We start from the raw sequence: 23,900 nt of genomic DNA, 5'->3' as shown, positions 1-23,900 counted from the left end.
CTAGAAGGAGACAACATGCGCCTAACCCACTAACCCCACCCAACCCCAAACGCCCGGGTGTTACTGGATACTCACCCGGGCGTTACTCGATCCTCACCATGGCGTTACTAAATCAGTGGTCTGAACAATTTACCGAACCCGTCCAACGTTCCTTAGACTCGGCATATTCCGAAACCAGTGAGATCACACACTGACCACCTTGTCGTGATAACGATGCTGAAATTGGCGCATGTCCATCTGAGATGATCCAACCTTGCCGATCCCGATCTGCGGTCAAAACGTTATTGGTTTTCAATTCCCAGCCAATCCGAAAGTAGTTTTATCAACCCTGCAAGATGGGCAACCCTAGTTTTAGCCATGTCCCTCAACTAACATCCCTCAACTAACTGTTCATAATTTGTCTGCAAAAGACACTGAGAGTGCAGATTTACCCGAACCCGGGTTGTGGGTACGATCTGAGTGATCGAAGCATTGGCACGCAGACGGTGTCGCCTGTTCTGAACAAATGAGTACGGCGAAAGCCACTGCGAAAACGCCGAGCGGAGCCCGCACTACCTATTCTGGTACTTCCCAGTGCTAGCCGTTGCTCATTTGCCAGTGGAGGAGCGTCACTTACTCCTTCAGCTCACTTCGCACCACAGGGAACATCGGCGTCTCTAGGTCGATGTCGTTTCCGCTCCTCTTACGCTCGAAGTGCTCCCTGAACTCGCGTTCGCCTCCGCAGAGCCGTTACCGCGATCAATCGTCCGACTTTTTCGAAACGCCTGGGGATGAGGGCTGCTTAGGAACCACCGTCTAGAAGTTCCCAGAACAGGACGAAAGGTTCAGGCAGTTGCTTCGCGGGCAATGTGTTCTTCGACCTCATTCCTGCGGATCGAGCTTTTCTACGACCTTCCAGAATAGGTTGGGATCCTTATCCCCCGGCTTCTCCGTAGCACTGTTCCACTTGCGAACATTATTTGGCGTAAAGGCTATATTGTAACTGCTAGATGCAACGATCAACCGCTCATCGTGTTTGGACAATATCGGCGTGAGACTTCCCCATTTGGTGACCGCCCTTGTCAAGAAAATGCTGGCACCACTGTCAAGCGCCTGTGCAAGAAGGTACTTTGTGTACGCTTGGCTAGGTAGTTCACATTCATAGATCGTCTCTGTATCCGCCTTTTCGGAATGGTACGGAAAGTATTCGATTACGGCGAACTTTTTCCTAAGAATCCCGTAGGCACGGTCGAGGCTCGAAGGAAAATTCTCACCCTCAGTAGCCACAACAACGTCATGGAAGTTATCGATATTGGGTTTTTTAAGTGCTCTCAGATCTTCCCTCGCGCGTGGTGAACTCAGCGCAAGCAGTAGCAGCTTAAAACGGGCATTATTAAAGAGAGACTTCCATCCAGATTCCGTCTCGATTTCCGCCCCGAAATACCATGCATGGGGAGCACTATAAAGTTCCTTGTCACCCTCCCCGAAATTCGGAGTGGGTTCAGCCCAATACATTTCCCTTTTTTCACCGGAAAGATTAGCGCGAATTTCTTCGTATTTAGGACCGAAGGCCGTGACGTCACTAGAGATCTTCCGCTTATAATCGTCTGAGCGGCTGCTACCCGGATTGAGCTGCAGCACCACAAAAGAAGCGGTGGAAGGATCCCCAATAAACGGCTCAGGTAGAACATCGAGCTGAAGCTGATATTCAGCATCCGTGATCTCACTCATCAGCTCATCAAGGTCATCTTTATCGCAACGTGCCACATATTCGCCGTTGTCAGTGGCTAGATCTTTCCATGGGTTATCCATGAGACCAATTTAACATTGCTACTGATCGGAGGGTCGGGAAACATGTGGAGGGAATGCCCCTATCGTTACGCCGCGCCTCCACAAGTCAAAGAACTCACCGGCACCGGCCCCGGGTCGACGTTACGGTAGGCCATTGACGAAGACCCTCCTCCACTCCACTATTTCGACGCGGCGCACCAAATCAGTCAAAGTAGTCTTGACGCTACCTTACAGCCGCTCACCTGCAGCCGTTCGGCTAATTTCCCAACGCTGCAGTCAACACGGCGCCATTTATTACCGTTGAGCGGCAGCAAGTTGTTGTGGTTGTGAGCTGCACCATTTACCCGAACACAGAAAGTGAGTACGATAATCTCGGTTTGTCGTGCACAGGGGGGCAGACACCCCCACTGCTCATAGCACAGCAAGTGATAGTGAAATAGAGATACGATTGATGAATGGAACATTTCTTAGACTTTGCGAGCTGGTGGACAGCCGAAAGGACTAACGTCTTAATCAACGCAACCATCGCTCTAATCGCCCTCGTTTCCCTCCTCGTAGCACGGCGTTCGTTACGTCTAAATAGGCAGATCAGCATTAACGCCAATCGTCCAATGATGATGGCTGAAATCTTGATGCCAGATTACGCAGAAGAAACTTTACGTCTGATGGTTTCCAATCGAGGAAAGTCTGTGGCAAAGAACGTGAAGGTTAGTTTTGATCCGGATCTACCTAACACGACAGGACAGAATGAAGCCACTGCTGGAGGTTCCCATTACTCGCCAATAAGACGCGTCAAATCGATTTTTAGCAACACAGTCTTTTCCACTTGGGTTCCAGGCCATCAAGTAGACGTTGCATATTGGCTGCAACCTGAAGGAAAGCTCTTGGATGGCGATTCAATCTCGGACTCTGCAGAGGGCGTGCCCGGAATTATGTTCGCCCTATTGGAGTACGATGATGAGCTGAACAATCACTACTCAGAACGTTTTGAGCTGAATGTTCGCAGCGTAATCGGCTCGGATTTTCGGACCAATAGCATTACGACCAATGGCAAGCTGAACTTTGAGAAACAGCTTTCGAGGGACATACAAGAAAACAATCGCATGCTTGGGAGGATTTCCCGGAAACTCTGAAAACCTTGCACGTTCTGACACATTAAAATACGCCTCCCTGTCGAAGAAACAAAACTTGAGCTTCAACGCGTTCAGCGCCAGTTACTGCTCATCGAAATTTGAAACAAACGCTTTTATATTTGAATGGAGCAAGGCAACTGACTAGGCCAAGGTTCATTTCCTATGGGGAGGGCGAAGAGTACGCCTTCGAACAGCTCCAAGGCCAAGCCCCGGCCGCCTCCAACCAACACCTCAAATGGCTTGAGAACACGACGAGGAACATTGCAGAAAGTTATTCAGAAATTCGAAACATGCACATAGGTCTCCTTAGGGATAGCTCGACGGCGTCTATAGAATCGAAGCTAACCGACTTCGGTTGGGGTGTGCGGTGGCGTCGATAAGCGGGAAGCCCCCGGTGACCTGGCGGTACCCGTGTGCGAGGGCGAGGAACAGGAGCGGGAAGACGAGCGCGGCGACGCCGCAGGTGAGGTACCTGGAGCCGGGGAACATGGTGAGATCATTCCACACCGCCACGATCATCAAGGCGTAGGGGGCGGCGACCGCGAGAAATACCTTGAACCAGTTCCGCACCGACGCGCGTAGGCCCAGTGTGACCGCGGAGCCGAAGCTGGTGCGGCCGTCCGCCGCGGCGAACGGGACAAACGCGACGAAGGCTGTCGCCGCGGTGAAGATGAGTACGCCACCGAGCAAGACGTATGTCGTGCCGGCCTCGTACCAGGGCTGTTCCGGCGTATGCCCGCTCGGGTCGAACCTCCACATCGACGCGCCAAGGAACACGAAGAACAAGGTGATGGCGAAGCCGCCGACAAAGAGCCCGAAGAGGAACGCGAGGACCAGGAGGTTGGCAAAGCCGGGCACGCTGATCTCATCGAGCTTGAGTCGCCGCACCGTGGTTTGCTGCATCGCGAGCGAAATCAACACCGGCACCGCCAGGAGAGCGAACGTTTGCCAAAACCGCGTTGACAACCCGATGAAGCAGATGAGGCTCAGCGGACCCCAGATGATCAGGTTGGTTACCCAGGCGCGCACCGCCCACGCGTAGGCGGGCAGGAGGCGCAGCCCGCCCGCGGGCTGCATCGGCGGCGGGTTGCTGTGCTCCGTGTACGGACTCTGCCCACCATTCGGGGTGCTCATGCGCCTGAGACTAGCAGCGATTGGGGGAAATGTTTGGGGCCGATACCAATCCGTGACCTCAGCCCTTTACCGTTAGCGCACCGTTAGCGTACAGAGAGCGTGCTTTTCGACGGCACCGGGCCACCCGAGATCTGCCGGTAGGCATGCGCCCAGGTGAGGATGATGACGGGCACCGCGACGATGAGGCCGACGCCCACCGCTACCCCGCCGAGGACGAAGATGAGGAACGAGACAACGATGAGCCCCAGCAACGGCAGGTAGTTGCGCTGCGCCGCCTTGAACCCCCTGACGATGCAGCCGCCGAAATCGGCGCCGTTGTCCGCCGCGTACCAGACCTGCAGACAGAAGAACGGCAGGGTGGCCAAGAACAAGAAGAAGGCGACGTAATCAAAGGGGGTCAACTCCGGTTCCACAACCGGGTACCCCGCAGGTAGAGGAGGCGCAGGATTGCCAGTGGCCAGGCGCAGCAGCTCAGCAATGGCGACGATCAGCGCGAGGGCGCCAAGCGACATGATCCCGGTCAGCATATACATGCCGAGCGTCACCCAGAAGGTGGATGTGCCCTGCTCCGATGTCTCGTTCTTGTACACCAGCGTCTGCTTCAGCCCCAAGGAGAGGCAGAGCGGGTACAAGGCGGCTATGACTAGCCACCCGACGAACGGGATCAGGCCAACCAACAAGGCCAACAGCAGCCCGAGCCCGCACGGAATCCAGAACTTCCAGCGGGAGAACGTGGTGTTCACGCCCCAGGTGAGCGCCTCGCCGATATTGAGCTTGCCGGTGCCCTTCATGTGGATCCACCCGTTGCGCTCAGGGGCGTTGATGGGGTGCGCGGTGCGGCCGTCGCCAAAGGTGTCGTCGATAAGCCGCTTGCCGTGGAACTTCATGGCGTTCACGGAATGGGAGAGGATGCTGGGCTGCGGTGCGTTCGAACCGGTCGCGGGGTACTGGTCGTAGCCGTGGAACGCTGGGTTGTTATCGGGGTTGTTATCGGGGCCGTACGGGGATTCCGGTCTCGTCATAGTTCGGAGCGTAACAAGGTGCGGACCATTGCGCGACCAGAAAGTGAGCGTTGTATCACAATGCAATGTGAGTGATACATAGCGAACGCCCCACGCAGCCGGTGGGCTGCGCGGGGCGGTGCGGGGTTAAACGCTTAGAGTTGCGCCGGGAACTCGTCCTCCACCGGGACCGGGCCGCCGGAGATCTGGCGGTACGCGTGCGCCTGCGCGAGGAGCACGACCGGGGTGGCAATGATCATGCCGAGGAACGCAAGGACGTAGCCCACGAAGCTGAGCAGGCCAGCAAGCACAGCCAGCCCCAGCAGCGGCAGGTAGTTTCGCTTGCCGTCGGCAAAGCCCTTGCTAAACGCCTGACCGAAGGAGCCGTTGTTCTCAGAGGCGTACCACACGGTCATCATGAGGAACGGAGATACGAACCATGCGATGAGCATGAGCAGGCCCATGGAGCCGAGGAGCGGGCCGAGCAGGGGAAGCAGCGCCTCGAAGTCCTCCGGGCTTGTCGGGTTCTCTGGCAATGCGTTGAGGTCCACGCTGCTGAAGCCGGCAACCATGCCAATGGTGAGGAACACAAACATGCCGACGGTAACAACTGCAAAAAAGACCGCCAGAACACCCAGGGTCTTCCCGTACGCGGGAGTCTTGATGTCGCCCCACCCGAACGAGCGGGCCAGCGTCTGCTGCAGCGCGGCAGAGAAGAACACCGGGTACACAAACAACGGGACAATGCCGAGTACGCCGGTCGGGACGATCATCGTGAGCCACTGCCACGCACACGCAATGAGGCCGAGGACGATCCAGACCTTCCAGTTGGAGAACGTGGTCTTAAAGGCCCAGGAGAACGCGTCGGTAATGTTCAGCTTGCCGTTGCCCTTGGTGTGCGTCCAGCCGTTGTTGGCCGGGTCATTGATCGGGTGCGGGGTCGCGCCGTCGCCGTAGGTGCCGTCGGTGAGCTCCTGGCCGTGGTAGCGCAGCGCGGTCGCGCCGGCGGCACCAGCCGCGGCGTTCACATCGAACTGTTCGTACCCGTTCGGGCCGAAGCCGCCCTGGCCGTACGTGTTGGAGCCGCTGGCGCCGTAGCTGTTGGAGCCGTACTCGTTGGAACCGTAGCCGTTCGCGCCGTAGGCGTCAGCGCTGTTCTGGCCGAAGTCGGACTGACCGGAACCGGTGGTGCCGGCGGAGTCGGCGCTGTCCGGGTTCCACGCGGAGGAGCCAGTGTTCTCCGGGTGGCTCCCCGCCGGGTTGTCGGGGTACGGCTCGTAGCCGTACGGGGAGTCCCCGCTCGGGCTATTGTCGCCCGGGGTGTTTCCATTGTTCGGTGTAGTCATGCGGCCGATAATAACAGCCGCCCCACCGATAACGCCCGCCTCGGCAGGGGACGGACAGGACTTCCCTACTTCACCACCAGGTTGACCATGCGGCCCGGCACCACGATCGTCTTGACGATCTGCTTGCCGCTGGTGAGTTCGGTCACGCGGGCGTCGTCAAGCGCTGCCTGTTCCATGTCCTCCTTGGAAGCGTCGGCGGCGACGTTGATGCGAGCCTTGACCTTGCCGTTGATCTGCACGGGAATCTCCACCGTGTCATCGGTGAGCAGCGACTCGTCGAAGGTTGGGAAGCGCTCGAACGTGATCGTGTCGGCGTGGCCGAGCTTGGCCCACAGCTCCTCGGCAATGTGCGGGGCGACCGGCGCAACCATCTGCACCAGCGGGGTCACCGCGGCGCGCGGGGCCTGCTGCGGGTACGCCTTGGTGAGGTAGTTGACGTACTCAATGAGCTTGGCCACCACGGTGTTGTCGCGCAGGTGCTCGTAGTCGTCGCGCACGCCCGCGATGGTGCGGTGGAGCTGCTTCGCGTCGTCCTCGGAAAGTTCGGCGTCGGTGACGTTGGCCTCGCCAGTCTCCTCGCTGACCACCAGGCGCCACAGGCGCTGCAGGAAGCGGTGCGCGCCCACGACGTCCTTCGTCGCCCACGGGCGGGAGGTGTCCAGCGGGCCCATCGACATCTCGTAGACGCGCAGGGTGTCCGCGCCGAAGTCGGTGGCGATGTCGTCCGGGGCGACCGCGTTCTTCAGCGACTTGCCCATCTTGCCGTACTCGCGGTTGACTTCGGCTCCGTCGAAGAAGAACTTGCCGTCCTTCTCCTCCACCTCGGCGGCCGGGACGTACACGCCGCGGGAATCCGTGTAGGCGTAGGCCTGGATGTAGCCTTGGTTGAACAGGCGGCGGTACGGCTCCCTGGAGCTAACAAAGCCCAGGTCAAAGAGCACCTTGTGCCAGAAGCGGGCGTAGAGCAGGTGCAGCACCGCGTGCTCGACGCCGCCGACGTACAGGTCCACGCCGCCCGGGTCGTTCTCGCCGCGCGGGCCGGTCCAGTAGCGCTCGTTCTCCAGGTCGCAGAAGGCGTTCTCGTTGGTCGGGTCGACGTAGCGCAGCTGGTACCAGGAGGAACCGGCCCACTGCGGCATGACGTTGGTGTCGCGCCAGTAGGTCTTCTCCCCATCGCCCAGGTCCATGCGCACCTCGACCCAATCCTTCGCCTTGGCCAGCGGCGGCGAGGGCTCGGAGTCCGCATCGTCCGGCTCGTAGGAGACCGGCTTGTAGTCCTCCACGTCCGGCAGCTCGACCGGCAGCTGGTCCTCCGGGATGGAGTGCGCCTGGCCGTGCTCGTCGTACACGATCGGGAAGGGCTCGCCCCAGTAGCGCTGGCGGGCGAACAGCCAGTCGCGCAGCTTGTACTGGATCTTCTCGGCGCCCTTGCGCTTCTCGACGATCCACCGCAGCGCCGCTTCAATCGCCTCGGCCTTCCCCAACCCGTTCAGGTCAAGACCATCAGCGTTGGCGGAGTTAATGTGCGTTGCATCGCCGGTGAACGCGGCCTCGGAGACGTCGCCCTCGATCACGGGGACGATGGGCAGGCCGAAGGCGGTGGCGAACTCGTAGTCGCGGTCGTCGTGCGCCGGCACCGCCATGACCGCGCCCGTGCCGTAACCGGTGAGCACGTAGTCCGCGATGAAGATGGGGACCTGCTCGCCGCTGACCGGGTTAGTGGCGTACGTGCCCAGGAAGACGCCGGTCTTTTCCTTGTTCTCCTGGCGCTCAACGTCGGACTTGGCGGCGATGGAGCGCTTGTAGGCGTCCACGGCCTCGCGCGGGGTGGCCTGGCCATTGGTCCAGCGCTCGTCGGTGCCGGCGGGGTAGGTGTCGGCCACGAGGGCGTCGACAAGCCCATGCTCGGGGGCGAGCACGACGAAGGAGGCGCCGAACAGCGTATCCGGGCGGGTGGTGAAGACGGTGATGTCGCCCGCGGCGGAGTCGAAGTTGACCTCCGCGCCGCGCGAACGGCCGATCCAGTTGCGCTGCATGCTCTTCACCTTGTCCGGCCAGTCCAGCAGGTCAAGGTCTTCGAGCAGGCGGTCCGAGTAGGCGGTGATGCGCATCATCCACTGGCGCAGGCGCTTGCGGAAGACCGGGAAGTTGCCGCGCTCCGAGCGGCCCTCCGCCGTGACCTCCTCGTTAGCCAGCACCGTGCCCAGGCCGGGGCACCAGTTGACCATCGAGTCGTCGAGGTAGACGAGGCGGAATTCGTCGATAGCCTGGTGCTTCTCCGCCGTGGTGAGGTCGCGGAAGTTGCGGCCGTCCTTGGTCGTGCGCGCGCCGGTCATGAGGTCGCGCACCAGGTCCTCGATCGGGCGAGCCTTCTGCTGCTCCTCGTCGAACCAGGCGTTGTAGATCTGCAGGAAGATCCACTGCGTCCACTTGTAAAACTCCGGGTCCGTCGTTGCCACGGAGCGGCGCTTGTCGTGCCCCAGGCCCAGCTGGTCCAGCTGGCGGGTCATGTTGTCGATGTTCTTCTCCGTGGTCGTGCGCGGATGCGTACCCGTCTGGATGGCGTACTGCTCCGCAGGCAGACCGAACGCGTCGTACCCCAGGGTGTGCAGGACATTCTTGCCCAGCATGCGGTTGTAGCGCGCGTACACGTCCGTCGCGATGTAGCCCAGCGGGTGGCCCACGTGCAGGCCCGCGCCCGAGGGGTACGGGAACATGTCCTGGACGTTGAGCTTCTCCTTCGGGAGCTCCTCGCCGGTAGCCAGGTCGCCGACCGGGTTGGGGGCGTTAAACGTGCCGTGCTCGCGCCAGTACGACTGCCATTTCTGCTCAATGTCGTTGGCCAGCTCGGCGGAATAGCGGTGCGGGGTCGCGTCAGTCATAGTTAAGCAGTGTAGTGCCCGCCCCGAGCCGGCGTACACTGCGCAGCATGTCGCTTAATGCCCAGCAAATGGGCGCCACGCGGCGCGAGCTCGCCGCCAACTTCGAGCGCTCCGGCCTCACCGTTTCCGGCATTGCCAAGCGCCTCACGCTTAACGACGCCCACGTCACCCAAGCCCTCGCCGTCACCACCCCACACCCACTGCACGTCTGGATGGTGCGCGACACCCTGAAGACCGCGGTGAAGGAGGCGGGCGGGGAGCTCGTGCCCTACTCCAGCCTCACCGAGGCGAACCGGAAGCGCGCCCGGATGTGGTTCGGAGTGGAGGACTATCGGTGGGGGGTTTGGTTTCCTACTCCGCGTGGGGCAGCGCGATTTCGGCCGTTAGTTAGCAGGATGGCGGGGAAGGCTGCGGCCGGGAGCGCCTTGGGTTGGTTTTGGAAGGGTGTGCGTCAGCGCGGCAATTAGATCGGCGGTGGCGGAGCGGACCCGCAAGTGATGTTGCGATGAAACAAACGCGGCAGCTACGAAGGGGCGACGGCTGCCACCGGACTGCCTCACACGCTTTGCGACGGCTCATCCCCGCTCACGCGGGGAGCACGGCAAGGTGGGCGTGTACGCGGCTAAGGGCCAGGGCTCATCCCCGCTCACGCGGGGAGCACCGCAGGCGCCCTTCTGTGAGGTAGGCGGTGATGGGCTCATCCCCGCTCACGCGGGGAGCACGTAGTTGGTGATGTAGAGCCCATCGCCTTGTACGGCTCATCCCCGCTCACGCGGGGAGCACGTAGTTGGTGATGTAGAGCCCATCGCCTTGTACGGCTCATCCCCGCTCACGCGGGGAGCACCCGGTACAAAAAGGATTTGTTGTTACTTCAGGGGGCTCATCCCCGCTCACGCGGGGAGCACTCAACCACCGTGCGGGACAGTCCGCCGCCCTTGGGCTCATCCCCGCTCACGCGGGGAGCACGAACCAGTGACCGGCGAACTCGGCGCTGCGCTGGGCTCATCCCCGCTCACGCGGGGAGCACGCGGCCGGGCAGCCTGGCGCTGAGCACACTGTGGGCTCATCCCCGCTCATGCAGGGAGCACGACCTCGACGTTGTCGACGGTGACTTTGCGGACGGCTCATCCCCGCTCACGCGGGGAGCACGGCCGCGAGCTCCGCTTCAGCGAGTACCTGCGGGGCTCAACCCCGCTCACGCGGGGAGCACTGCGCCGCCTACGGCTACCCGCCGATTATCAGGGGCTCATCCCCGCTCACGCGGGGAGCACCCATGAGTCGCGGAATGAATGTCGGGCTTTCGGGGCTCATCCCCGCTCACACGGGGAGCACCCCCACCACGACGGCAAACAAGGTGGGCCAGGGGGCTCATCCCCGCTCACGCGGGGAGCACCCTGAGCGTCGCGCCTGCTGTGACCTCATTCCCGGCTCATCCCCGCTCACGCGGGGAGCACGTGCCGCCGAAGTCCACCGTGACCATTCCGCTGGGCTCATCCCCGCTCACGCGGGGAGCACCTGCCGCTAAAAAAGTCGTGGTTTTCGTCGGCGGGCTCATCCCCGCTCACGCGGGGAGCACGACCATGCCTTTAACACGCTCAGCGACCGCATGGGCTCATCCCCGCTCACGCGGGGAGCACATGCGCTTGGTCGTAGACCGCACCGGCATTTGGGGCTCATCCCCGCTCACGCGGGGAGCACTGGCTCGTCGACTACTGCGGTCGGCGTTGGCCGGGCTCATCCCCGCTCACGCGGGGAGCACTCGACTTCTATGCCGATAGCCTTGCGATTGAGGGGCTCATCCCCGCTCACGCGGGGAGCACGCGGTTGAACTCACTGTCAGGTCATGTTGGTAGGGCTCATCCCCGCTCACGCGGGGAGCACAGGCGGTGGAGTCGATGCTTGGCGGTGGTGACGGGCTCATCCCCGCTCACGCGGGGAGCACGTGGAAGTTCCGTACCGTAGATTGGCTAGGCGGGGCTCATCCCCGCTCACGCGGGGAGCACACTGGACAATCCAGTTCGATGTCCCCGAGTGGGGGCTCATCCCCGCTCACGCGGGGAGCACAGACCATGATCCATCCACAGACCGACCGACATGGGCTCATCCCCGCTCACGCGGGGAGCACATTAACCTCAGTAGATTGGCACAAAATTATGCGGGCTCATCCCCGCTCACGCGGGGAGCACCTGAACAAGGGTCTGAATGTGCGATGCGCACAGGGCTCATCCCCGCTCACGCGGGGAGCACTGAGGGCGCTGGGGCTTCCGCAGCCTGGCATACGGCTCATCCCCGCTCACGCGGGGAGCACAAGGAGGAGGGCGACATGCTCACCAAAAAGTTCGGCTCATCCCCGCTCACGCGGGGAGCACCGGTCGGTGAGCTGATTCCACGCCGGTACGTCGGGCTCATCCCCGCTCACGCGGGGAGCACGGCGACTTCCGCCATGCGGATAAACCGCTGGACGGCTCATCCCCGCTCACGCGGGGAGCACGACAGTGGCACGTCCGTGCGCGGTGAGCGCGCGGGCTCATCCCCGCTCACGCGGGGAGCACCGGTCTATCACTCCACCGGCGATCCTCAACCGCGGCTCATCCCCGCTCACGCGGGGAGCACAGCGGGGCGATGATCTCGCGGGCGATGGCCTCGGGCTCATCCCCGCTCACGCGGGGAGCACGCTTCCGGCGCGTCCTCGTCGGTGCTGTACTCCGGCTCATCCCCGCTCACGCGGGGAGCACCACCGCCTCCTCCCCGGCGACCTCGGCGGCTGGGGCTCATCCCCGCTCACGCGGGGAGCACTCGGACACATCCTGCGCGCTATTTCCCAGGCCCGGCTCATCCCCGCTCACGCGGGGAGCACCCAGCAAGATCCGTGGAATTCAGCACCAGCGGGGGCTCATCCCCGCTCACGCGGGGAGCACCCCACCGGCTCATGGCTGTTCTCCTTTCGCGTGGGCTCATCCCCGCTCACGCGGGGAGCACAGCGATCAGCCTTCGAGGTGGTTGTGCAGGAGGGGCTCATCCCCGCTCACGCGGGGAGCACTTCGCAGGCGACGCCGTCGCCGTCCCGGTCGAGGGCTCATCCCCGCTCACGCGGGGAGCACCCAAGCAGGCTTCCCGCCATGTGCAGCACCTCGGGCTCATCCCCGCTCACGCGGGGAGCACTGGAATTGTCCGGCACCGCGGGGCTCGTCTCAGGGCTCATCCCCGCTCACGCGGGGAGCACGCCGGGCCGTACGACCTTGCCGGTGCTGAGCAGGGCTCATCCCCGCTCACGCGGGGAGCACAGCGCGTCCCAGCGACTCATTGGCTCAAGCGAGGGCTCATCCCCGCTCACGCGGGGAGCACCTTAGTCACCGACTCCGCCCACTTCACCGACAGGGCTCATCCCCGCTCACGCGGGGAGCACCTCGAGCAGGCGACCGGCGCTGTGAATACCGTGGGCTCATCCCCGCTCACGCGGGGAGCACGAGCAGGGCGTGCGCGATGGTTTCTGTCTCCGCGGCTCATCCCCGCTCACGCGGGGAGCACTCCAGCACCACGCCGGTACCCGTGGGTCGGTCGGGCTCATCCCCGCTCACGCGGGGAGCACGTGAGTGTTTGCACGTTGTCGCGGGTGAGATTGGGCTCATCCCCGCTCACGCGGGGAGCACGCTTTCGCCAACGCCGCCGCGCGCCGCTTAGGTGGCTCATCCCCGCTCACGCGGGGAGCACTCCATCCGGCACCCGATGAGCGCCGTGTGGTCGGGCTCATCCCCGCTCACGCGGGGAGCACGACCGCGTCCTTCCGGGAGACCACGAGCGCACGGGCTCATCCCCGCTCACGCGGGGAGCACATGTCCGGGGACAGTTCTGCGCCCGCTGCCTTTGGCTCATCCCCGCTCACACGGGGAGCACCGGTGCAGCCCGGTCTGCCGAGCCGACATCTTGGGCTCATCCCCGCTCACGCGGGGAGCACAGGGCGTGGTCTTCGACCTTGCCCAGCCACTTTGGCTCATCCCCGCTCACGCGGGGAGCACTCGGTGCGGAACCACCAGCACGGCTCAATCAGGGGCTCATCCCCGCTCACGCGGGGAGCACGCACGCGGCGCTGGCGCGCATGTCCGTCGCCCCGGGCTCATCCCCGCTCACGCGGGGAGCACTTATTCCACCCGCCGCCCTGGCCGGTCTGTTCGGGCTCATCCCCGCTCACGCGGGGAGCACGTTGCCAAAGACGCGCAATCCCGCGCCGCGAAGGGCTCATCCCCGCTCACGCGGGGAGCACCGTGGCACGATCACCAACGGATCAACCGGCCCGGGCTCATCCCCGCTCACGCGGGGAGCACGAGCCGATAGATGTTGAAGTGGTGGGGGAGACGGGCTCATCCCCGCTCACGCGGGGAGCACACACCAAGGCGACGGAAGCCAACAGCAAAGCTGGGCTCATCCCCGCTCACGCGGGGAGCACCGGCAATGACTGTGTTGAGCACTTTGAACGCGGGGCTCATCCCCGCTCACGCGGGGAGCACGCGCTGCTGCTCCTCGACTTGACGCTTCGCCAGGGCTCATCCCCGCTCACGCGGGGAGCACACCACAAACCCGTAGGCGTGGGTGGCGAGCCCGGGCTCATCCCCGCTCACGCGGGGAGCACCGGGCGGAAAGTTACGACACAACGACCGGAAAGGGCTCATCCCCGCTCACGCGGGGAGCACAGATCAACCACCGTTGACCAAATCACATACTCGGGCTCATCCCCGCTCACGCGGGGAGCACGTGGTGACGTTGGGCAGGGCCGCGCGGATCGCGGGCTCATCCCCGCTCACGCGGGGAGCACTAGTCGTTAGCCTCGCCGAACACCACGACCGGGGGCTCATCCCCGCTCACGCGGGGAGCACGGGAGGAATTGTTGGCCGAGTGTTGCTTTCGCGGGCTCATCCCCGCTCACGCGGGGAGCACAATAGTGTGTCGGTGCGCCGTCGGTGCTTTGAGGGCTCATCCCCGCTCACGCGGGGAGCACAGTGCTTGGTCTATCATCATGTCTGCTCCAAGGGGCTCATCCCCGCTCACGCGGGGAGCACTCGCAATCCGCACTTATGCCCCAATTGCTGGTGGGCTCATCCCCGCTCACGCGGGGAGCACCTCACCGCCGTCGCCCTGGTGCCGATCCCCGCGGGCTCATCCCCGCTCACGCGGGGAGCACACCGGCACGTTCCTCACGTGGCCGCCTTTGCCCGGCTCATCCCCGCTCACGCGGGGAGCACACCGGCACGTTCCTCACGTGGCCGCCTTTGCCCGGCTCATCCCCGCTCACGCGGGGAGCACTACGAGCCGGAGTGAACATCGCCGGCGTCGTTGGGCTCATCCCCGCTCACGCGGGGAGCACAGCTCTTCGTCTGCCAGCGCGCGCAACTGCTCGGGCTCATCCCCGCTCACGCGGGGAGCACCACCGCTTGCTTCGCCGCGAGCTGCAGCCACCGGGCTCATCCCCGCTCACGCGGGGAGCACCGAATCCTGTCCGGCATAATCGACCCGATAGCGGGCTCATCCCCGCTCACGCGGGGAGCACTGGTGTAGATGACGATGGCTATCCGGTGCCGGGGGCTCATCCCCGCTCACGCGGGGAGCACAGTAATCGGCGACTCCGGCAAGCGCCCCGAACGGGCTCATCCCCGCTCACGCGGGGAGCACCGGGACTGTCGCCATTCGCGTTGTACGGCTTCCGGCTCATCCCCGCTCACGCGGGGAGCACGGACTACCTCACCGTCGACGAAGTCGCCCACATGGCTCATCCCCGCTCACGCGGGGAGCACCGCACTCGGCGGGAACGAGCTAGCCGCGCGCCGGGCTCATCCCCGCTCACGCGGGGAGCACGTTGCAGCCCTGGTGGCGGGCTTGGTCGTTTTCGGCTCATCCCCGCTCACGCGGGGAGCACGCTGTCGATTTCGGCACTCGGCAAGGACGCAAGGGCTCATCCCCGCTCACGCGGGGAGCACTCGATCACGTCCGGGCTGGTCGTGCCGCCCTTCGGCTCATCCCCGCTCACGCGGGGAGCACGGCCTTCGCTGCGTAAGCATGGTGTGACCCCGAGGCTCATCCCCGCTCACGCGGGGAGCACCCTGCTCAAACACCAAAAAGGAGACTCGCCATGGGCTCATCCCCGCTCACGCGGGGAGCACGCGACGGTATCACGCCAAGCCGACAGGCGGGAGGGCTCATCCCCGCTCACGCGGGGAGCACGGGCTCGACCTGGTTACGCAGGTCCTTGCACAGGGCTCATCCCCGCTCACGCGGGGAGCACAACCATGCCCGGGCCGACGCGCAGCGGCGGCAGGGCTCATCCCCGCTCACGCGGGGAGCACCGCTTGACACGCTGCGCGAGGTCGCAGACGAGCGGCTCATCCCCGCTCACGCGGGGAGCACTCCACCATGCGCTGCCATCCCTCCGTCTCTAGGGGCTCATCCCCGCTCACGCGGGGAGCACCAGGCGGCGTATCCCACAGAGACGGGCAGTGCGGGCTCATCCCCGCTCACGCGGGGAGCACACTGAATGACCAGCGGATATTCGAGCTGTTCCCGATCTTAGCATTCAACTTCTCCAAGAACCGAAGCCCCGCTAGCGCGGGGATGAATTACTTTCACGCCCAAACTAGGGCTCATCCCAGCGACCGCGGGGATGGAATCAAATTTATACTGAGCAAAAGCCCCGCTCAAGAGGCGTAGGCTTTACCTTACGTCATATTTTTTCCAACTAGTTTGTTCGTGAAAGTGCGAAAAATTACGGAACGCGCTACACTTCATACACAGACATTATTCAAGCAGTTTTAACCCTTCCATAGAGAGCTAACCATGAATGGCCAACACCGCGTGCCACACTTTGCACACAAACTCGCCCACGCGTTCGATTCGCGGCTCGTTTCACTGAGCCCACAATCACAAGCGCTCTGGGCGAAGTCCGGTGACGAATCAGGGTTTCTGTCCCTCCCCCAGCATTTAGCGGACACTGCTTGCGTCGCAGCCTGCGTCTTCGATACGTGGGTACCTGGCCAAATGAAGCGTAACTTGTCAACGAATCTCGGGATCTCCACCGAACAGCTGCGCAACCTCTACGTTTGGCTCGCAGGACTTCACGATATCGGGAAAGCCACCCGCCCTTTCCAAACTCAAATTGAGCAAAATCCGCAGTACGCGTATCTCGTCGGTCAAGTAAGTGATACGGGGCTTCCCCTTACCCTCAATAGCCTCGAGGTGCAGTCTAAGATGCCGCACGGCGTCTGCTCCGGCATCATCCTGACGGATTGGCTCGTTGATTTCGGCATGAAACGACGCATAGCGTCATGGCTCACTTCGACGGTCGATGCTCACCACGGCGTGGCGTCGACAAGCCCTGAGCGCCGCACCGTCGAGACAGCCATTGCTGAGTACCCACCTTCATGGAAGGCAGTCCATACAGAGCTCATTGAGACAATCACGGAACTTACAGGGGCGGAAACGGCGCTGCACGCCGTCAATCGCCTCAAGAACTGGCGCGCGGCAGATGCACAGATACTGACCGGCCTCATCGTTATCTCCGACTGGATCGCGTCCAACGCGGACGCCTTTCCAATGACTACCGGGTGCTCACAGATTCAACGAGTTGAGAACGGTATTCACGCGATAGATCTCACGGAACCCTGGGACCCAATTGCGCCAGTGAAGGATGTCGACGAGCAATACCGAGTGGCGTTCAACTGGCCAGATTCCTATCGTGCGCGCAGCGTCCAACGTGCTATGGCTGATGCAGCTTCCCAGCTCACGGAGCCATCAATCGTCGTCCTTGAAGCTGAAACGGGAGTGGGAAAAACCGAGGCGGCACTGACCGCAGCGCAAATCGTCGGTAAGCAAACTGGCGCTCAAGGCATCTACTTCGCTGCTCCAACGATGGCAACCGCGAACGGGCTGCTTGAGCGCACCATCGAATGGGCGAAAAACACCGCTGAAGCGGGGAGCGTGGCGTCGCTGTACCTCGCACACTCGAAAAATCAGCTTTCCGATCCGTACCAGCGCCTTCGATTCCGCGGGGTTGCCGAGGACTACTCCAACGAGGGGCGCGGGGCCGCGCGCGGCGACGTGATCGCCAGCAGCTGGATGAGTGGACGCCGTCGCGGTCTGCTCTCAAACATTACCATCGGCACAGTCGACCAGGTCCTGATGATGGCGCTCGAGCACCGATATTCGATGTTGCGTCACGTTGCACTTGCAAGCAAAGTGATCATCTTCGACGAGGTTCACGCGTATGACGCGTACACCTCCGACTACCTAGCAACGACGCTGGAGTGGCTCGCCTACTACGGCGCGACGGTCATTCTCATGTCCGCAACCCTTCCGCCCGAGCGCAGACGAGCACTCATTAAGGCCTACAGCGGAAACGACCTATCCGAGCAAACTGCTGCATACCCACTCATCACAGTGTCCAACCGATCCGGCTCGCATTACGTCACGCCCGAACCAAGCCCCACGAACCTTGAAGCACCCATCGAGCTGATTGACGATGACCTCGATAGCCTCAACGAACTCATGGGCCAATTGCTTATCGACGGCGGCTGCGCCCTCATTATCTGTAACACCATCGCTCGGGCGCAAGAGGCATATGCGCGACTGTCTCATGACTATCCGGACGACATCGAACTTCATCACGCAGGATTCATGTCGTGGCAACGCACCGAGAGAGAAGACGAGCTTCGGGCCGAACTCGGACCGCACGCTTCGCGCGGACACGGTCGCCCCTACCGCAAGGTCGTGGTGGCCACCCAAGTTGCTGAGCAAAGTCTCGATATTGATGCTGACGTCCTTATCACCGACCTCGCACCCATGGACCTCATTATCCAACGTATCGGCAGGCTTCACCGCCATGCGCGACAAGAGTTCGACCGCCCCGATCCGCTCCGGACCCCCAAGGTGTATATCCGTGGCGTCAATCGGTCTAGCGAAGGGCTGCAATTCGACGGTGGTGCCCACGCAATTTACGACCCCAAGATCCTGCTGTCCACTTTCCTGCACCTTCCCCCGATGTTCCGTCGCCCCGACGACATCGAACAACTAGTCCGTCACACCTACAGCGAGGATGGCCACACGGTTCCTGTTGAACTTCGCGACGAATGGAAACGCGCGGAAAGCATCAGTCTCGAACGCGCAGAGAGGGCGCATCAGCGCTCCACCCACTTCAGGATCCGCTCCCCGCGTGGACTTAAGAGTCTCGATGCTTTGTTTACCAAGATCGGTGCCGTTGTCGCTCTTAGCGATGAAGAGAAAGGCACCGCACAGGTTCGCGATGCAGAACTCTCAGTCGAGGTCATCCCGATTATCCAGACTGAATACGGGTACCGTCCGTTCGGCAGTGATAACGAAGTGCTTGACGGAGCCGATTTGGATTACAAAACGGCGCACCACTTGGCATCCAGTACCGTCCGCCTTCCAGCGAGAATGACGAGGTGGGATAGCGATTTTGATGCCGTGGTAGACGATCTCGAAATTTCCACCCCGGACGTGTGGGCCAAACACTTCTTGCTGCGAGGACAACTCGCGCTTGTCCTCGACGAGAACGGTGAACGGAAACTCGGGCGGTTCACCGTCAAGTACTCGAGCACGCTAGGGCTCGAAATATTGAGCGAAGAGAGGGGAGGTGTTGTTGGGATGCCAACGTAAAGTTCACCTCGATCGATCATGTTTCCCCAACATCTCCTCAAACGACGCACTAGAAAGGAGGCCTCACTATGACCGAGACTGCACACCCCACGTTCAATCTGCTTGAACAGCCTTGGATTATCTGCAATACCGCAGAAGGCTCACGCGCCTTGAGTATTCGCCAGATTTTTGATGGGTCAGCAAGACCATTGAGTGTGGTTGGTGACTCACCAACGCAAGATTACGCAGTGCTTCGAGTGCTACTTGCCATCTTCTGGCGTGCGCACCACCACGATCTTGCAAGGCAATTGTCGTCTCAGGGAGGCCCTGACTCATTCGACTGGATTGACTGGTTCCTGGATACGCGGGAGGATCTCCGCCAAAGCGACAAAGACCAGATTGTGCTCGACTACCTCGACCAATACCAAGATCGCTTCGACCTCCTCCACCCAGAAATGCCATTCATGCAGGTCGCTGACCTGCACACTTCCAAAAACATGTTCGCCCCAGTTTCTCGGATCATTCCCGAAGCCGAACACGACTACTTCACTATGCGTACCGGAAAAGGCCGCGAAACATTGGACTTTGCCGAGGCAGCACGGTGGGTAATCCACGCACAGGCCTACGATTATTCGGGCATCAAATCCGGGGCAATCGGAGATCCTCGGCTAAAGGGAGGCAAAGGCTACCCGATCGGAACGGGTTGGACTGGAATGACTGGCGGGACAGTGGTCCGGGGCGACACACTCCTCGAAACTCTGCTGCTCAACTCCACAGAGTCTGCTATTGGTGTGGAGGCGGCAGCCGACAAACCTGTATGGGAACGTCCTCAAGACACCGCCACGCAGAGAATCCCCGATGCAGAGAGCATCGCGCCTCAAGGAGCAGCTGACCTTGCAACATGGCAAGAACGGCGTATTCGGCTGCAGTTCGATGCGACGGGAGTAACCGGCGTGTTGGTAAGCAACGGCGACAAGATCCCCGATGCAGGCAAGAACGTCTTTGGAGACCCAATGACTCCGTATCGTTTCAGCAAGAACCAGACCAAGAAGGGAGTTCTGGCGTATTACCCCCAGCAATACGACACGGAGCGGACCATGTGGAAGTCCTTGGATGCCCTGATTGCTGCGGCGGACGATGCTGGATTCGGAAGCAAAGTCCATGCGCCTAAGCGGCCAGAAACGCTTGAAAACCTCAGCCGAATCGCATACGAAGAAGACACGGATGAAGTACTCGATCTAGCCATCGTCTCCATGGCATACGGCCCTCAAAGTTCATCCGTGGACACGATCGTCAGCGCTTCCATGGGCCTTCCTGCGTATCTCCTCGGAGACGAGGCCCTCTCCCGCGCAAATCGCGCCCTTGTGCGGAATGCGGCCGACGCAACCAGGGCTGCAGCAACGTCTCTCGGATGGTTCGCTGGCCAATTGTTAAGGGCCGCAGGCGGCGACTATGCGTTTAACTCAGACGCTGCTGACCGTCTATACACGCTGCTTGAGCCAAAGTTTATCGACTGGCTCCGTCGTCTCAAGAAGACAGACATTGAGCAGGAGGCAATCGATTGGCAAGCGGAAGTACACAGAAACGTACTCGAAATCGCCGCCGAATACGTGCGAGGAGCCGGACAGAAAGCGCTCATCGGGCGTGTCGAGGATTCCACCGATGACAGTTCGTCGGCGCGAATTATTAGTGCGGGTTCCTTGTACCGCACGCTACGGCGAAAGCTGCGAGATGATCTCCCCCTGCTCACCCGATCCACTCACTCCGCATCGGAGGAAAACCATGACTGAACCAATGTTGCGCAAGAGCGTAGGGACGACTGTTTCAACGCTTCAGCGGAATTACCTCGACCGCTCGCAAACCGCTTTAGGCGCAGAAGCAAGAGGGGCCCTAGCAAATTTGCGCAAGTACGCAGGCCGCCCTGTCAGCTCAGATCCTCTTGCGCTTCAGGAAGTACTGCTCCTGCTTCATCCACAACTCAGCGATGGGGAACTCGGCAAGGGGACAGCGCCTTCCCCTTCCGAGCGGGCCGCCTACACCGCCCTGTGCCTCTTCGCCATGCACATGCAAAGCTCAACGCAGCCAATGCACGTTGCAGAGCAGACGTTCGGGTTCGCCTGCGGCCGTCTACATAGGCTCTCCGACTCCAAGTCGATCAAGTCGCGATTCGACGCAATGCTCGTATCTCGAGAAGAAGCAGCCCGCGATGTGCATCTCCGGTCGCTCGTCTCCCTCCTGCGGTCGCGCCACATCCCCTTCGACTACGGGCGCTTCGCCGGCGACCTACGCAGTTTGCAGAACCCGCAGTACCGCGACGGGGTCCTTCTGCGCTGGGGACGTGACTTCGCTATCGGGACTACCCGCGGCGACGCTGCAGAAACCAACGAAGCACCCACGTCCCAACACACCAACTCCTAAACCCAAACAACCCAGGAAGGTTTTCCACCATGTCTCTCGTCATCGACATCCACGCACTGCAAACTGTTCCGCCGTCATTGATCAACCGTGACGACACCGGAGCACCCAAGACTGCTGTGTTCGGCGGGGTTCCGCGACAGCGTGTCTCGAGTCAGTCGTGGAAGCGCGCTATCCGCAAGTACTTCGAAGATCACTTTGATCCGGACCAGATCGGTGACCGCTCGAAGCGTCTTCCCGAGAAGATCGCCAAGCGCCTGGAGGAAGTTGCTGGTCTGGATCAGGCGGAAGCGATCGAACGCGTCCAGAAGCTATTCAAGGCCGCCAAGATCGATACCGAGGTTCAGAAAGCCCCGAAAAAGACCGAAGACACCGACTCGGCACACAACCCTTACCCGCACACCAAGTACCTCTTTTTCCTGAGCCCTGCGCAGGTTGATCACGCAGTTCAGGTTCTCGGAGAAAGCTGGGAGGGTAAGATCTCTAAGAAAGAAGCCCAGGCTGTTCTGGACGAAAATCACTCTGTCGATATGGCAATGTTTGGACGCATGGTCGCCGACGACGCCGCGTTCAACGTTGATGCGGCTGTCCAAGTCGCACACGCACTCGGTGTCCACGCTTCAGCACCAGAGTTCGATTTCTACACCGCAGTTGATGACCTCGCCGAAGAGGGCGAAGAAACCGGTGCAGGCATGCTCGGCACTGTGCAGATGATGTCTTCAACGATGTACCGCTATGCCACCGTCAATGTTGATGGGCTTGCCCAGAACCTCGATTCTCCCGCGAATGCTCGGGACGCTGCGGTGAAATTCGTTGAGGCATTCGTTTCTTCGATGCCAACCGGCAAGATCAATACGTTTGCGAACCAAACGCTGCCGGAGCTGCTGTACGTAGCAGTTCGGGACACCCGGCCGGTTTCCTTGGTGAACGCATTCGAGTCACCAGTTACGGGTACTGAATCGGCTGATCGTCGTCACGAAAGCGCACGCCGTCTTGCAGACGAAGCACGCAACGTCCAGGAAGTGTACGGCTTCACCCCTGACAGCGCGTATGTCCTGGCTCTTGGCGACTTGGCGGATGCATTTGACGGTATCGCTGAGAAGGTGACGCTTGCCGAACTCACCGAGAAGCTCCACGCAGACCTCGACCGCGCGATGGGTGATGAATAATGAAGAGCTCCCTGCTCCTTCTCTTGAAAGGGCCCATGCAGTCGTGGGGTGATGAATCCCGCTATCAAACTCGCGCAACTGCGACCACCCCTACGAAATCTGGCATCATTGGCCTCATCGCAGCTGCTCAAGGGCGCCGAAGGACCGACCCTGTCGAGGACTTGGCAAAATTGCGTCTTGCCATTCGCGTCGACCAATCCGGCAGTCTCCTTCGCGACTACCAGACGGCGCAGCCGTGGCAGAAAGAACCGAATGATCCCGCCAAGCTGGTGACTCGATACTTCTTGTCCGACGCCTCATTCGTTGCCGCAGTGGAATCTGACGATCGCGAGCTGCTCGAAGCAATTGCCAAAGCACTGCGCGCGCCTCACTACCCGCTCTTCATGGGGCGCCGTTCGTGCCCTGTCCATCCCGGTTTGGTCATTGGTGTAGTGAACGGAACTGCGACCCAAGCACTTCAACAACACCAGCACTGGTATGCCACCAAGTCGCACATGATGGAGTCGCCTACCAAGGTCTACCTGCCCGTTTACCGTGACGGAACACCTGGCGAAGTAGGCGCGGTCCCCCGCCAAGACGTGCCGCTTTCTTTCGACCCGCAACACCGCCGCTACGGGTGGCGCGAGGTTGTACGCGACGAAGACGTCGAGATGAAAAACCCATCTGGAAAGGATCCTCAGTTCCGTGATGACTTTTTCGAAGCGGTGATGCGAGCATGACAACGCTCTCCAGGATTGTGATAAACCCCGCCCGGCGCGGCGGTGCAAAATTGCTCACCAACACCCACGCGATGCACGCGGCTGTCCGGAGTTCGTTCCCCAACGACATTGACCTGGATGCAGGTCGTGTCTTGTGGCGAGTGGACCCCGGCGAACACGAACATGTGCTTTACATCGTCGGACCAGAGAAGCCCACCGGCGCACATATTGTCGAACAGGCTGGCTGGGATACTCGGCCCGCGCAGTCAACGGACTACGAGAGGTTTCTCGCCCAACTCACCCGCGGACAACGATGGCGTTTTGAGCTAGTTGCAAATCCGACCTATTCCGCAGCAAATGGTGGCGGTCGCGGCAAGGTGAAGGCACATGTTTCCGTGCGCCACCAGATTGGTTGGTTATACAAGCGCGCTGCGGAGGCTGGTTTTGCATTAGCACCGCGTCCGGAAGACGAAGTGCCCGACGAGGAGAGAGCGCGTTGGTCCCCATTAGAGAACGTCGGCATCACCGAACGCTGGACGGACACGTTCTTTAAGAACCCGGATCGACGTGGCCGGCCTGTCCGTATTGCGAAGGCACGTTTTGTAGGCACCCTTGAGGTCACCGACGCCGAGAGGCTTCGAAAGACGCTTGCGAACGGCATCGGGCGCGCTCGCGGCTACGGCTGCGGCCTCATGACCCTTGCCCCGGTGCGGTAG

At 61.4% G+C, this 23,900-nt stretch carries 13 protein-coding genes and 1 CRISPR repeat array; of the genes, 8 read left to right on the top strand and 5 right to left on the bottom strand.

Annotated elements, in window-relative coordinates:
* Positions 1-861: 861 nt before the first annotated feature.
* The gene (locus CKJ82_RS09000; RefSeq protein ID WP_133064059.1) at positions 862-1,791 is read right to left on the bottom strand and encodes a hypothetical protein; all 930 of its coding nucleotides are present in this window, start codon (positions 1,789-1,791) and stop codon (positions 862-864) included.
* A gap of 434 nt (positions 1,792-2,225) precedes the next feature.
* Between CKJ82_RS09000 and CKJ82_RS08995 the strand changes: the two genes are divergently transcribed.
* Entirely contained in the window at positions 2,226-2,903 is a 678-nt protein-coding gene (locus CKJ82_RS08995) for a DUF8453 domain-containing protein (protein WP_095537852.1), read from the top strand.
* Between the two features lie 327 nt (positions 2,904-3,230).
* On the opposite strand, the gene CKJ82_RS08990 is transcribed toward CKJ82_RS08995, so the two are convergent.
* The 4 genes from CKJ82_RS08990 to leuS all read right to left on the bottom strand — a co-directional run bounded on the left by CKJ82_RS08990 (position 3,231) and on the right by leuS (position 9,266).
* Positions 3,231-4,037, bottom strand: coding sequence for a hypothetical protein (locus CKJ82_RS08990; RefSeq protein ID WP_133064058.1), 807 nt, complete (start codon positions 4,035-4,037; stop codon positions 3,231-3,233).
* Positions 4,038-4,120: 83 nt separating this feature from the next.
* Positions 4,121-5,059 carry a hypothetical protein gene (locus CKJ82_RS08985; RefSeq protein ID WP_095537850.1) on the bottom strand — a complete coding sequence of 313 codons (939 nt, stop codon included), beginning with the start codon at positions 5,057-5,059 and terminating at the stop codon, positions 4,121-4,123.
* A gap of 134 nt (positions 5,060-5,193) precedes the next feature.
* Complete coding sequence (locus tag CKJ82_RS08980; protein ID WP_095537849.1) at positions 5,194-6,384, bottom strand: hypothetical protein; 1,191 nt, start codon at positions 6,382-6,384, stop codon at positions 5,194-5,196.
* Positions 6,385-6,449: 65 nt separating this feature from the next.
* Positions 6,450-9,266 (bottom strand): leucine--tRNA ligase, encoded by a 2,817-nt coding sequence (gene leuS / locus CKJ82_RS08975; RefSeq protein WP_095537848.1) that lies wholly within the window; start codon positions 9,264-9,266, stop codon positions 6,450-6,452.
* Between the two features lie 47 nt (positions 9,267-9,313).
* Here leuS and CKJ82_RS08970 point away from each other — a divergent pair, with 47 nt between their 5' ends.
* The 7 genes from CKJ82_RS08970 (at position 9,314) to cas6e (ending at position 23,900) form a co-directional block, all read left to right on the top strand.
* The gene (locus CKJ82_RS08970) at positions 9,314-9,733 is read left to right on the top strand and encodes a DUF2316 family protein (RefSeq protein WP_095537847.1); all 420 of its coding nucleotides are present in this window, start codon (positions 9,314-9,316) and stop codon (positions 9,731-9,733) included.
* A 104-nt stretch (positions 9,734-9,837) separates the two neighbouring features.
* A CRISPR array of direct repeats spans positions 9,838-15,784; the repeat unit is 29 nt; unit sequence GGGCTCATCCCCGCTCACGCGGGGAGCAC.
* A gap of 304 nt (positions 15,785-16,088) precedes the next feature.
* A complete protein-coding gene (locus CKJ82_RS08965) occupies positions 16,089-18,923 on the top strand; it encodes a CRISPR-associated helicase/endonuclease Cas3 (protein WP_095537846.1) in 2,835 nt (944 codons plus the stop codon).
* A gap of 68 nt (positions 18,924-18,991) precedes the next feature.
* On the top strand, positions 18,992-20,692 hold the full coding sequence (casA, locus tag CKJ82_RS08960; protein ID WP_095537845.1) for a type I-E CRISPR-associated protein Cse1/CasA: 1,701 nt from the start codon (positions 18,992-18,994) through the stop codon (positions 20,690-20,692).
* Positions 20,634-21,320 carry a type I-E CRISPR-associated protein Cse2/CasB gene (gene casB, locus CKJ82_RS08955; protein WP_338063602.1) on the top strand — a complete coding sequence of 229 codons (687 nt, stop codon included), beginning with the start codon at positions 20,634-20,636 and terminating at the stop codon, positions 21,318-21,320. The genes casA and casB overlap by 59 nt, the downstream gene beginning before the upstream one ends.
* A gap of 29 nt (positions 21,321-21,349) precedes the next feature.
* On the top strand, positions 21,350-22,486 hold the full coding sequence (gene cas7e, locus CKJ82_RS08950) for a type I-E CRISPR-associated protein Cas7/Cse4/CasC (protein ID WP_095537843.1): 1,137 nt from the start codon (positions 21,350-21,352) through the stop codon (positions 22,484-22,486).
* On the top strand, positions 22,486-23,205 hold the full coding sequence (gene cas5e, locus CKJ82_RS08945) for a type I-E CRISPR-associated protein Cas5/CasD (protein ID WP_095537842.1): 720 nt from the start codon (positions 22,486-22,488) through the stop codon (positions 23,203-23,205). Before cas7e ends, cas5e begins: the two co-directional genes overlap by 1 nt.
* Positions 23,202-23,900 (top strand): type I-E CRISPR-associated protein Cas6/Cse3/CasE, encoded by a 699-nt coding sequence (gene cas6e / locus CKJ82_RS08940; protein ID WP_095537841.1) that lies wholly within the window; start codon positions 23,202-23,204, stop codon positions 23,898-23,900. Before cas5e ends, cas6e begins: the two co-directional genes overlap by 4 nt.

It is taken from the genome of Corynebacterium gottingense, from assembly GCF_002285125.1.
GTDB classification, from domain to species: domain Bacteria; phylum Actinomycetota; class Actinomycetes; order Mycobacteriales; family Mycobacteriaceae; genus Corynebacterium; species Corynebacterium gottingense.
Note: the sequence above shows the minus strand (reverse complement) of the source record. Positions and strands in the feature narration are given on the sequence as shown.

What these genes read in the sequence shown, in the direction of transcription:
- CKJ82_RS09000 (WP_133064059.1), bottom strand. Translation starts at nt 1,791, where the DNA reads ATGGATAACCCATGGAAAGATCTAGCCACTGACAACGGCGAATATGTG.
- CKJ82_RS08995 (WP_095537852.1), top strand. Translation starts at nt 2,226, where the DNA reads ATGGAACATTTCTTAGACTTTGCGAGCTGGTGGACAGCCGAAAGGACT.
- CKJ82_RS08990 (WP_133064058.1), bottom strand. Translation starts at nt 4,037, where the DNA reads ATGAGCACCCCGAATGGTGGGCAGAGTCCGTACACGGAGCACAGCAAC.
- CKJ82_RS08985 (WP_095537850.1), bottom strand. Translation starts at nt 5,059, where the DNA reads ATGACGAGACCGGAATCCCCGTACGGCCCCGATAACAACCCCGATAAC.
- CKJ82_RS08980 (WP_095537849.1), bottom strand. Translation starts at nt 6,384, where the DNA reads ATGACTACACCGAACAATGGAAACACCCCGGGCGACAATAGCCCGAGC.
- leuS (WP_095537848.1), bottom strand. Translation starts at nt 9,266, where the DNA reads ATGACTGACGCGACCCCGCACCGCTATTCCGCCGAGCTGGCCAACGAC.
- CKJ82_RS08970 (WP_095537847.1), top strand. Translation starts at nt 9,314, where the DNA reads ATGTCGCTTAATGCCCAGCAAATGGGCGCCACGCGGCGCGAGCTCGCC.
- CKJ82_RS08965 (WP_095537846.1), top strand. Translation starts at nt 16,089, where the DNA reads ATGAATGGCCAACACCGCGTGCCACACTTTGCACACAAACTCGCCCAC.
- casA (WP_095537845.1), top strand. Translation starts at nt 18,992, where the DNA reads ATGACCGAGACTGCACACCCCACGTTCAATCTGCTTGAACAGCCTTGG.
- casB (WP_338063602.1), top strand. Translation starts at nt 20,634, where the DNA reads ATGATCTCCCCCTGCTCACCCGATCCACTCACTCCGCATCGGAGGAAA.
- cas7e (WP_095537843.1), top strand. Translation starts at nt 21,350, where the DNA reads ATGTCTCTCGTCATCGACATCCACGCACTGCAAACTGTTCCGCCGTCA.
- cas5e (WP_095537842.1), top strand. Translation starts at nt 22,486, where the DNA reads ATGAAGAGCTCCCTGCTCCTTCTCTTGAAAGGGCCCATGCAGTCGTGG.
- cas6e (WP_095537841.1), top strand. Translation starts at nt 23,202, where the DNA reads ATGACAACGCTCTCCAGGATTGTGATAAACCCCGCCCGGCGCGGCGGT.